Origin of the sequence: Streptomyces apricus, assembly GCF_008369065.1 — a bacterium.
Taxonomy (GTDB): Bacteria; Actinomycetota; Actinomycetes; order Streptomycetales; family Streptomycetaceae; genus Streptomyces; species Streptomyces apricus.
This window is the reverse complement of record NZ_VDFC01000050.1, coordinates 24,151-35,042: the sequence shown is the minus strand read 5'-3', so window position 1 is coordinate 35,042 and position 10,892 is coordinate 24,151. Positions and strand designations below refer to the sequence as shown.

Genomic DNA, 10,892 nt, shown 5'->3' with positions numbered 1-10,892 from the left:
GAGCCGTATTGCGGAGGCGGGGTCGGCCGCGCATAGTTGCGCTCCGAAGAGGCTGGAACCGGGGGTTGGGGAGATGGCCGGGCACAGGACGGAAGCGCATCCACACGGTGCTGACCGCCTGTGCGATGCCGGGGACCGGGTCTACTCCCGGGCGGTGCGGCGCGGCCGGGTGTCCCGCGAGGACGCCGAAACGGTGCCCTGCCTGGTCGAGTTGGCGCTGCTGCACCCCGACCCCGACGACATGGGCTGGCTCGTGCCGACCTCGCCGCAGGAGGTCATGACGCGCCTGCTGCGCGAGATGCACGAGCACGTCGTCGCGACGCAGTCGCGGATGGGCGAGGCGGTCTCCGCCTTCGAGTGGTACGCGGCCCTCGGCGGCGACGCGCGCTCACCCGCCGAGGGGATGGCGCTCCGGGTGCTCGACGGACTGCCCCGGATCCGTGCCGCGATGGACGAGGCGACCGAGGCCTGCACCTCCGAGGTGCTGGCCGTCCAGCCGGGCGGCATCCGCCGCGAGGACGAGCTCTCCGAGGGCCTGCACCGGGCGCTCGCGCTGCGCCGCCGCGGCGTGCGCATGCGCGACCTGTACACGCACGTGGCCCGGCACGGCCAGGGCCTGCTGAACTACATGGAGCTGATGGAGGACGCGGCGGAGGCCCGCACCCTCGACGAGGTCACCGAACGGCTGATCGTCTTCGACCGCACGGTGGCGTTCATCCCCGCGAGCCCCGACCGCACGGTCGCGCTGGAGCTGCGGCACCCGGCGCTGGTCGACTACCTGGTCACCGTGTTCGAACGGCTGTGGCGGCTGGCGATCCCCCTGACCGCGCCCCTGCCGGACACCGGCATCGAGGGCATCACCCACCGCGAGCGCTCCATCGCGGCCCTGCTCGCGGAGGGGCACCAGGACGCGGTGGTCGCGGAGCGCCTGGGCATCAGCGTGCGGACGTGCCGGGCGCACATAGCCCGGCTGTCGGAGACGCTGGGCGCCGCCAGCCGTACGCAGCTGGGGGTGCGGATAGCCCAGGCCGGCCTGGACGGCCCGCCGCGCTCCCCGGAGCTCCAGCCGCTCAGTGCTCCTGGTCCAGAATCCCCGACCGGCCGATGAGGTAGCCGAGCTGGGCCCGGCTCTCGCTGCCGAGGACCGAGGCGAGCTTGGCGATGTGGACGCGGGCGGTACGGACGTTCAGCCCGAGCCGCTCGGCGATCACGGCATCGGTGTGCCCCTCGACGAGGAGCCCCGCGACGGCCCGCTGGCGGGGGGTGATGCCGTTCAGGGAGGGCCGCTGGACGGCGACGGGGTGCATGGGGGTGGCCAGGCGCCAGAGGCGGTCGAAGGTGGTGCCGAAGTAGCCGACGAGGGCCGGGTGGCGCACTTCCAGGGCGAGGCTGCCGTCCCGGTCCGCGGGGATGAAGGCGATGTCGCGGTCGACGAGGATGAGCCGGTCGGTGACCTCGTCCAGGGAGCGGGCCTCGACGTCGCCCTCCAGCTGCTCGTAGCGGGAGAGGACGGTCGGCGAGTGGCGCACGGTGTGCTGGTAGAGGGTGCGGATCCGGCAGCCGCGGTCCAGCAGGGCCTGGTCGCGCTCCAGGGCGACGGCCTCGGCCGTGTGGCGGCGCTCACCGGTGTGGGTGTGGGGCTGGACGGTGAGCAGTTCACGGGACGCGCGGGCCATGGCCTCGGTGATGGCTTCGTTGATCTGCTGCGAGCCGCTGAGGACGGCGATCATCGGTGTGTCCGCGGGCGCCGTCCGGCGGCCGTCGATCCGCATCAGCGGCTCGAACGCCGCGGCCAGCCGGTCCTCGCGCCGGCGCTCGTCCGCTATGCGCTCGCCGGACCTCCGCAGCAGCCGGTGCAGTGCGACGACCGGGGCGACGGGCTCCAGACGGCCCGGGTCCTCGACGGCCGGGCGCAGGAGTCCGAGGTCCACGAGGCAGGGGGCTCCGTCGGCGTCCGCACCGTGCACGCGGCCCTCGCGCAGGGCCCGTTCGTAGACCTCCGCGGCCGCCGCGCACAGTTCCTCCACACCATGTACCGGATGTGGAGACGTCATTCCGCGACGTCCTGTTTCAGGATCCCGGATTCGGCTATGAGGTAACCGAGCTGTGCCCGGCTGCCGCTGCCCAGGGCGGTGGCCAGCTTCGCGATGTGGGCCCGGCAGGTCCGTACGTTCATGCCGAGGCGGCGGGCTATCGCCTCGTCGACGTGGCCCTCCACCAGCAGTTTGGCGATGGAGTGCTGGATGTTCGTGATGCCGTCGGGGGCGGTCTCGTACGGGGCGCCGGCGCTCAGCGGGACGGCCCGGCCCCAGACGAACTCGAACACCTTGATCAGGTAGCGGACGAGGCCCGGATGGCGCAGCTCCAGGGCGACCTGCTGGTCGTCGCGGGTGGGGATGAAGGCGACGGTCTCGTCGCAGATGATCAGCCGTTCCACCAGCTCGTCGATGGTGCGGTACTCCACCTTGCCGTTGGACAGCTGGGCCACGTAGGCCAGCTTCTCCTGGCTGTAGCGGGCCGTGTGCTGGTACAGCGTCCTGATCCGGACACCGCGCTCGGTCAGCGGCCTGTCCCGTTCCAGCCCGTGCATCAGGTTGCGCTCGGAGATGCGGTTGCTCGGCTGGATCGTGAGGACCTCGGTCTGGCACTGGGCCGTGGCCAGATTGAGCGCCGCGTTGATCCGTTCACCGCCCTCCAGCACCGTGATGGAGTGGGTGGGCGCCGTGGCCTGGGCGCTGAGCGCCATGAACGGCTCGAAAGCATCGGTCAGTTCGATCGACAACCGCCGGTGCGCCGTGATTTCCCGCTCTATGGGGTTGAGCCGCTGAGCCAGGGCCACCATCGGCGGGACCGGGCGCAACCAGCCCACGTCGTCCGGATCGGGGTGAAGGAGGTCGAACTCCATCAAGCAGGGGGCCGACTCGACCTCTTCGCGGGCGATACGTCCCGTGCGGAGCGCATTCGCATAGAGACGCCCACCCTCTTCGCACAGCTCGGTCACCGAATGGGGATGTGTCGGTTTGGACCGTTTAACCATCTAATCTCCACCCCCCAGGAGCCTGAACGTGCAGGAACATGATGCATCGATTATGTGGCCATGACGTGCCCGAATGAGCCATCGTCGTATCCGACGGGGGAGAGGGACCTTCAAGTGAGGACGAAGCCGACTATGGGTAAGAGAATGCTTCGCTCGGTGCTTGTCGCCGTCTTCTCCGCCGTTGTGGCCTTCGGAACACTGAATGGCTTCTCCGACGCGAAGGACGACGTTCGAGCGGACACGAGCTGGCCGGCGGCTGCCGGGAACGCCGCTGTCCCCCCTGACACCAGCTGGCCGGCGGCCCCGGCGGATCCGGTGGCACCGGTGAGTCCGGCGGACTTCGACACCAGCTGGCCGGCACCTCCGGTAGACGGCAGCATCGGGGGCTGACATGACGACTCCTCCCGACGACCGTTCCTTCCGCAGGGAAATGGCCACCGCCTATCGCTCGGGCTGGCACTTCATCGACCTGGCCACCGCCATCCCCCACAGCGGTGACTCGTTGATGGTGACCGTCTTCGGCGAGCCGGTCGTGGTGACCCGGGACGACGAGGACGACGTGCGGGCGTACCGCTGTCTGCGACGGCCCCGGGGGGCGCCGCAGCCGGTGCGGTGCGCCATCCGGTACGGAATGATCTTTGTGAACCTCGATCAGCGCGACCATCGGCTGGTCGAGCCGGAAGCCCCGGACGTACGAACCATCTCAGCCACCCCCCGCAGTGCCTGACGCGATTCCCCCGTCGTTGTAGATCGCTCAGGCGCTTCCCCCCGCAGCGGCGTCACCGTGACCTGAACACGGTGACGCCGCTGCAGTTTTGAGGCACGTCGTGAAAGACGTGCCGCGACAGGAATGCTTCAGGCCGGTTCCCGGCTCCACAAGGGCGAAAACCGGCCGTGTGGGCGCACGGGGCCCGCCGCGCTCACGGATTGCCCATCGCCGACGTCAGCGCGATCTCCACGACCACCCGGGACGGGTTCGGCCTCGGTGTCCTCGTGTACCGCTCGGCGTACCGGCGCACCGCCTCCGCGACCCGCTCGGGGTCCGAGGACACCGTCGCGCGCCCCTCCAGCGTCGCCCACCGCCGCCCGTCCACCTGGCAGACGGCGACCGCCATGCCGTCGGGTCCGGCGGCCAGCACGTTGCGGACCTTCCTGCTGGATCCGTCGGCGATCACCCGAGCCAGACCGGCCTGCGGATCGTATGTGACTCCGACCGGCACCACGTGCGGGGTGCCGTCGGGACGGAAGGTGGTCAGGGTGCACAGGTGGCGTTCCCGCCAGAAGCCGAGATACGGCTCGCCGGGATCGCGCGGGTTCACGGGGTACGAGGCCATGAGCGGAACCGTACGCCTCCCGCCACCCCCTTGAGTGGATTAGACTCAACTTTGTGTACGTTGACTGGGTCAGCCAACACCGAAGTACACGCACGGGCACGGGTACGAGTACGAGGAGGAGAACGCGAACGTGGATGCCGAGCTGACCAACAGGAGCCGGGACGCGATCAACGCGGCCAGCAGCAGGGCCGTGTCCGAGGGCCACCCGGACCTGACCCCCGCGCACCTGCTGCTCGCCCTGCTCGCGGGCCAGGAGAACGAGAACATCACCGACCTGCTGGCCGCGGTCGAGGCCGACCTCGCCGCCGTACGGACCGGCGCCGAGCGCGTCCTGGGCGCGCTGCCCAGCGTCACCGGTTCCACCGTCGCCCCGCCGCAGCCCAACCGGGAGCTGCTCGCGGTCATCGCCGACGCGTCCGAGCGGGCCAAGGAGCTCGGGGACGAGTTCCTCTCCACCGAGCACATGCTCATCGGCATCGCCGCCAAGGGCGGCGCGGCCGGCGACGTACTCTCCCGGCAAGGGGCCAGCGCCGAGAAACTGCTGGACGCGTTCCAGAAGAGCAGGGGAGGGCGCCGGGTGACCACCCCGGATCCCGAGGGCCAGTACAAGGCACTCGAAAAGTTCGGTACCGACTTCACCGCAGCGGCCCGGGACGGCAAGCTCGATCCCGTCATCGGCCGCGACCAGGAGATCCGCCGCGTCGTGCAGGTCCTGTCCCGGCGGACCAAGAACAACCCCGTCCTCATCGGCGAGCCGGGCGTCGGCAAGACCGCCGTCGTGGAGGGGCTTGCCCAGCGCATCGTCAAGGGCGACGTGCCCGAGTCCCTGAAGGACAAGCGGCTCGTCTCGCTCGACCTCGGCGCGATGGTCGCGGGCGCCAAGTACCGCGGCGAGTTCGAGGAGCGGCTCAAGACCGTGCTCGCGGAGATCAAGGACTCCGACGGGCAGATCATCACCTTCATCGACGAGCTGCACACCGTGGTGGGCGCGGGCGCCGGCGGGGACTCGGCCATGGACGCCGGGAACATGCTGAAGCCCATGCTGGCCCGCGGCGAGCTGCGCATGGTCGGCGCGACCACCCTCGACGAGTACCGCGAGCGGATCGAGAAGGACCCGGCGCTGGAGCGGCGCTTCCAGCAGGTGCTGGTCGCCGAGCCGAGCGTCGAGGACACCATCGCCATCCTGCGCGGCCTCAAGGGGCGCTACGAGGCCCACCACAAGGTCGTCATCGCGGACAGCGCGCTGGTCGCCGCCTCGACCCTCTCCGACCGGTACATCACCTCCCGCTTCCTGCCCGACAAGGCCATCGACCTCGTCGACGAGGCCGCGTCCCGGCTCCGTATGGAGATCGACTCCTCGCCCGTCGAGATCGACGAGCTGCAGCGCGTCGTGGACCGGCTGCGCATGGAGGAGCTGGCGCTCGGCAAGGAGACCGACGAGGCCTCCAAGCAGCGCCTGGAGAAGCTGCGCCGCGACCTCGCCGACAAGGAGGAGGAGCTGCGCGGCCTGACCGCCCGCTGGGAGAAGGAGAAGAAGTCCCTCAACCGGGTCGGTGAGCTGAAGGAGAAGCTCGACGAGCTGCGCGGCCAGGCCGAGCGGGCCCAGCGCGACGGCGACTTCGACACCGCCTCCAAGCTGCTCTACGGCGAGATCCCCACCCTGGAGAGGGACCTGGAGGAGGCCTCCGAGGCCGAGGTGGAGGTCACCAAGGACACGATGGTCAAGGAGGAGGTCGGCCCGGACGACATCGCGGACGTGGTCGGCTCCTGGACCGGCATCCCCGCGGGCCGCCTCCTGGAGGGCGAGACGCAGAAACTGCTGCGCATGGAGGAGGAGCTGGGCCGCCGCCTGATCGGCCAGGGCGAGGCCGTGCGGGCCGTCTCCGACGCCGTGCGCCGCACGCGCGCGGGCATCGCCGACCCGGACCGCCCCACCGGCTCGTTCCTCTTCCTCGGACCCACCGGCGTCGGCAAGACCGAGCTGGCCAAGGCGCTCGCGGACTTCCTCTTCGACGACGAGCGGGCCATGATCCGCATCGACATGTCGGAGTACGGCGAGAAGCACAGCGTGGCCCGCCTGGTCGGCGCGCCCCCCGGCTACGTCGGCTACGAGGAGGGCGGCCAGCTCACCGAGGCGGTCCGCCGGCGCCCGTACAGCGTCGTGCTCCTGGACGAGGTGGAGAAGGCGCACCCCGAGGTCTTCGACGTGCTGCTGCAGGTCCTGGACGACGGGCGCCTCACCGACGGGCAGGGCCGCACGGTCGACTTCCGCAACACCATCCTGGTGCTCACCTCGAACCTGGGCAGCCAGTTCCTGATCGACCCGCTGACGAGCGAGGAGCAGAAGAAGGAGCAGGTCCTGGAGGTGGTGCGGGCCTCCTTCAAGCCGGAGTTCCTCAACCGGCTCGACGACCTCGTGGTCTTCTCGGCGCTGACCGGGCCGGAGCTGGAGCGCATCGCGAAGCTCCAGGTCGGCCGGCTCGCCAAGCGGCTCGCCGAGCGCCGGCTCACCCTGGAGGTCACGGACGCGGCGCTGGCCTGGCTGGCGCTGGAGGGCAACGATCCGGCCTACGGGGCCCGTCCCCTGCGCCGTCTCGTCCAGACCGCCATCGGCGACCGCCTCGCCAAGGAGATCCTGGCGGGCGAGGTCAAGGACGGCGACACGGTCCGGGTGGACGCCTTCGGCGACGGACTGATCGTGGGCCCGGCGACCGCGGGCGAGGAGGAACCGGCGGGCGGCGCGGCGGGCGACACGGCGAGTGGCGTGGCGAGCGGCGCGGAGAACGGTCCGGCGGGCGGTCCGGTGCCCGGCAAGACGCTCTGAGCGGAATTCCGTCACCGGCCGGGGCGGGGGTTGCGGGCCCCCGCCCCGCATGGGGGAGGATGGCGGGATCCGTACGAAGGGAAAATCACGGTGAGCATCGACCCGTCCTCGATTCCGAACTTCGGGGGCCAGCCAGAGCCGAACCCCGGCGGACCGGCGGGCCCCGTCGTCCCGGACCAGGACCTCGTGAAGCAGCTCCTGGACCAGATGGAGCTGAAGTACGTCGTCGACGACGAGGGTGACCTCGCGGCGCCGTGGGAGCAGTTCCGTACGTACTTCATGTTCCGCGGCGAGGGTGACCAGCAGGTCTTCTCGGTCCGGACGTTCTACGACCGGCCGCACGAGATCGAGCAGAAGCAGCAGCTCCTTGAGTCGATCGACGACTGGAACCGCCGCACGCTGTGGCCCAAGGTCTACAGCCACACGCACGACGACGGCACCGTCCGCCTGATCGGCGAGGCGCAGATGCTGATCGGCACGGGCGTCAGCCTGGAGCACTTCGTGTCGTCGACGGTCAGCTGGGTGCGGGCCGCCATCGAGTTCGACAAGTGGCTCGTCGAGCAGCTCGGTCTCGAACAGGAGATCGACGAGGCCGAGAAGCCCGACGAGGACCAGTAGTCCTCACGGCGGGCCGGGATCCCCTCCCGGACCGGCGGTCCTCACAGCGGCTTGTGGGCGAGCACGACCAGATACGCCCCGTACGCGAACGAGAGCCCGGCCAGGGCGCCGACCACCAGGGTCGCGTGCCACGGCCGGGCTCTCGCCGTCCGCACCAGCGCGCACGCCAGCGGCAGCAGCAGCGGGAAGGCGGGCAGCAGAAACCGCGGCTTGCACTCGAAGAACCCGTCGCCGCCTGCCGCGACGGCCAGCAGCACGCCCGCGTAGACCAGCAGCGGCAGAGGAGCGCGGTCCGCGGCCAGCAGCCCGTACAGCAGCAGGGCCGCCGCGACGAGCACCATCGACATCGGGAAGACCAGCCGGTCGCCCTCCAGCAGCAGGTGCCGCACGAACCGCAGCGCGCCGAGGCCGAAGTCGTAGCGCGAGCCCCACAGCCGCTGCACCTCGAAGTACCCGCCGAACAGGTCGCCCTGCCGCCGCCCCACCCACAGCACGTACCCCGCCCAGCCGAGCGGTGCGAGCGCCGCGCCCGTCCACAGCCTGTGGGTAACTTTTCCGCGCCGCCTCCAGAGCTCGTACGCCGCTGCCGCGAGGACCGCCGCCGCCACTGCGAACCCGTTCGGCCGGGCCAGCCCCGCGCCCGTCGCGAGGACGCCCGCCCACACCCAGCGGCCGGTGAGGACGGCGTGCAGCGACCAGGCGGCGAACGCGGTCAGCACCGGTTCCGTATACGCCATCGACAGCACCACGGAGTGCGGCAGCAGCCCCCAGAGCAGGACGAGGACGGTGGCGACGGCCCGGCCGTGCAGCCGCGCCCCGATCGCCCAGATCCCGCAGGCGGCGACCCCGGCGGCCGTCCAGGAGACCAGCAGCCCGGCGGCGGGACCGCTGAGCGGGGTGAGCTCCATGACGCCGCGCAGCAGCCCCGGGTAGAGCGGGAAGAACGCCAGGTCGCTGTGGACGACGTCGGGGTGGAAGCGCAGGCTGCGCCCGTAGCCGGCTCCGGCGATCCGCAGGTACCAGATCGAGTCCCAGGACCGCCCGAGCAGCAGCACGGGGTGCTGGCCGGCCGCCCACGCGGCCGCGGCCACGACCGCGGTCCCCAGCAGCCGGGCGGCCAGGAACAGTCCCAGGGCCGTACCCATCGTCGCGGCCGGGACCGGGCGCCGGGGACGGCGGGCCCGGCCCTCGGTGGCCGGTGGCGTGACGGCGGGCGCGAGGGCAGGTGCGAGGGTCACATGAGCAGATTGAGGGCAATCCCGCCCATTTGCGAGCACCGCGCGGCCGGGCGGGTCCGGATTCCACCGGTTTCCCACCGCCGCGGCGCGGCGCCGTGACAGCGGACCGCGGACCCTGCCGGGCGTGTCGGCGCGGTCGGCGCGGTCGGGGCGGTCGGACGCCCGCGCCTCAGCCGGCGAGCGCCTTGAGGCGGCTCACCGCCTCCTCCAGCACCGGCGTCCGCTTGCAGAACGCGAACCGCACGAAGGGCGCCCCGGCCTCGCGGTCGTCGTAGAAGACCGCGTTCGGGACCGCGACGACCCCGGCCCGCTCCGGCAGGGCGCGGCAGAACGCGAAGCCGTCGCTCTCGCCCAGCGGCCGGATGTCGGTGGTGACGAAGTACGTCCCGGCCGGCCGGAACACCCCGAAGCCCGCCTCCGTGAGCCCCGCGCTCAGCAGGTCCCGCTTGGCCAGCATGTCCGCGCGGAACGCCTCGAAGTACGCGTCGGGCAGCGCCAGCGCCTCGGCGACCGCGTACTGGAAGGGGCCCGAGGCCACGTAGGTGAGGTACTGCTTCGCCGAGCGCACCGCCGTGACCAGCTCGGGCGCCGCCGTCACCCAGCCGACCTTCCAGCCGGTGAACGAGAAGGTCTTGCCGGCGCTCCCGATGGTGACCGTGCGCTCGCGCATCCCGGGCAGGCTCGCCAGCGGGACGTGCTCGGCGCCGTCGAACACCAGGTGCTCGTAGACCTCGTCGGTGACCACCAGCAGGTCCCGCTCGACGGCCAGCCCGGCGATCACCGTGAGCTCCTCGCGGGTGAGGACGGTGCCGCTCGGGTTGTGCGGGGTGTTGATCAGCAGCAGTCGGGTGCGGTCCGTGATCGCGTCCCGCAGCTCGTCCAGGTCCAGCCGGAAGCGCCGGTGCACGGTCCCGTCGACGGTCTCCTCGTGCGGCCGCAGGGTGACCGGCACCCGGGTGCCGCCCGCCATCGCGATGCAGGCCGCGTACGAGTCGTAGTACGGCTCCAGCGCGACCACCTCGTCGCCGGGCTCCAGCAGGGCCAGCAGGGAGGCCGCGATCGCCTCCGTCGCACCGGCCGTGACCAGGACCTCGGTGGCGGGGTCGTACGCCAGGCCGTACCGGCGCTCCTGGTGCGCGGCGACCGCCGTACGCAGCTCGGGGACGCCCGGGCCCGGCGGGTACTGGTTGCCCCGGCCGTCGCGCAGCGCCCGCACGGCCGCCTCCCGGACCTCCTCGGGTCCGTCCGTGTCGGGGAAGCCCTGACCGAGGTTGATCGCCCCGGTGCTCAGGGCGAGGGCGGACATCTCGGCGAAGATCGTCGTGCCGAACCCGGCGAGCCGGCGATTGAGAAGGGGACGACGTGCACTGGAGGTCATGACGGCCATCCTGCGCTCAACCTCTGGAGTTGCTCAACTCTGCTTTGGTGCGTGAGACGGGCGGGCATCACCCCGCCACGCAAGGAGCAAGTCGGCAGTAACAGCAAGGACAGCAGGAGTCGGAGCAGGAAACAGACGAGAAGCAAGGCCCACGGGGGGCCGCTTCGGGGGAACGGAAGGAGGGTGGCGCCATGGTTTTCGGCATCATCCTGGCGGTGTTCGTCGTGATGTTCGTGGTGGTCGCCGTCGCGCGGACCGCATCCGTGTCGCGGGGAGGCGGGAGGAGGCGTCCGCGCCGCAACAGCGACAGCTGGTGGGCCGGTGACGGCGGGGTGAGCGGCAGCGACGGGGGCTCCCACTCCCACTCCTGCTCGTCCGGTTCGTCGGGTCACCACTCGTGCGGCGGCGGTTCGTCCTGCGGCGGCGGCTCCTCCTGCGGGGGCGGCGGCGGATGCGGCGGGGG

General features: G+C 71.5%; 9 protein-coding genes and 1 pseudogene. 5 read left to right on the top strand and 5 right to left on the bottom strand.

What is annotated here, in order from left to right; all coding sequences use genetic code 11:
* The first annotated feature begins 73 nt into the window (after positions 1–73).
* Entirely contained in the window at positions 74–1,108 is a 1,035-nt protein-coding gene (locus tag FGF04_RS30425) for a helix-turn-helix transcriptional regulator (protein WP_149514579.1), read from the top strand.
* On the opposite strand, the gene FGF04_RS30420 is transcribed toward FGF04_RS30425, so the two are convergent.
* Complete coding sequence (locus tag FGF04_RS30420) at positions 1,071–2,054, bottom strand: helix-turn-helix transcriptional regulator (protein WP_149514578.1); 984 nt, start codon at positions 2,052–2,054, stop codon at positions 1,071–1,073. The two genes, FGF04_RS30425 and FGF04_RS30420, sit on opposite strands and share 38 nt — an antisense overlap.
* Positions 2,051–3,037 (bottom strand): helix-turn-helix domain-containing protein, encoded by a 987-nt coding sequence (locus FGF04_RS30415; protein ID WP_149514577.1) that lies wholly within the window; start codon positions 3,035–3,037, stop codon positions 2,051–2,053. The genes FGF04_RS30420 and FGF04_RS30415 overlap by 4 nt, the downstream gene beginning before the upstream one ends.
* A 391-nt stretch (positions 3,038–3,428) precedes the next feature.
* Between FGF04_RS30415 and FGF04_RS30405 the strand changes: the two genes are divergently transcribed.
* A complete protein-coding gene (locus tag FGF04_RS30405; RefSeq protein WP_149514576.1) occupies positions 3,429–3,764 on the top strand; it encodes a Rieske (2Fe-2S) protein in 336 nt (111 codons plus the stop codon).
* A 193-nt stretch (positions 3,765–3,957) separates the two neighbouring features.
* On the opposite strand, the gene FGF04_RS30400 is transcribed toward FGF04_RS30405, so the two are convergent.
* Complete coding sequence (locus FGF04_RS30400; RefSeq protein WP_149514575.1) at positions 3,958–4,371, bottom strand: pyridoxamine 5'-phosphate oxidase family protein; 414 nt, start codon at positions 4,369–4,371, stop codon at positions 3,958–3,960.
* Between the two features lie 130 nt (positions 4,372–4,501).
* Here FGF04_RS30400 and clpB point away from each other — a divergent pair.
* Together clpB and FGF04_RS30390 are read left to right on the top strand one after the other, a co-directional pair.
* Positions 4,502–7,084 (top strand): annotated as a pseudogene (clpB, locus tag FGF04_RS30395) (ATP-dependent chaperone ClpB); the annotation flags it as partial.
* A gap of 201 nt (positions 7,085–7,285) precedes the next feature.
* Positions 7,286–7,813 (top strand): YbjN domain-containing protein, encoded by a 528-nt coding sequence (locus FGF04_RS30390; RefSeq protein ID WP_149514574.1) that lies wholly within the window; start codon positions 7,286–7,288, stop codon positions 7,811–7,813.
* Positions 7,814–7,854: 41 nt separating this feature from the next.
* Here FGF04_RS30390 and FGF04_RS30385 read toward each other — a convergent pair whose 3' ends face one another.
* Positions 7,855–8,958 carry a hypothetical protein gene (locus tag FGF04_RS30385; RefSeq protein ID WP_149514646.1) on the bottom strand — a complete coding sequence of 368 codons (1,104 nt, stop codon included), beginning with the start codon at positions 8,956–8,958 and terminating at the stop codon, positions 7,855–7,857.
* Between the two features lie 262 nt (positions 8,959–9,220).
* Entirely contained in the window at positions 9,221–10,438 is a 1,218-nt protein-coding gene (locus tag FGF04_RS30380; protein WP_149514573.1) for a pyridoxal phosphate-dependent aminotransferase, read from the bottom strand.
* Between the two features lie 182 nt (positions 10,439–10,620).
* Here FGF04_RS30380 and FGF04_RS30375 point away from each other — a divergent pair.
* Positions 10,621–10,892: hypothetical protein (locus tag FGF04_RS30375; RefSeq protein WP_149514645.1), on the top strand; the 272-nt coding region annotated here is incomplete at its 3' end.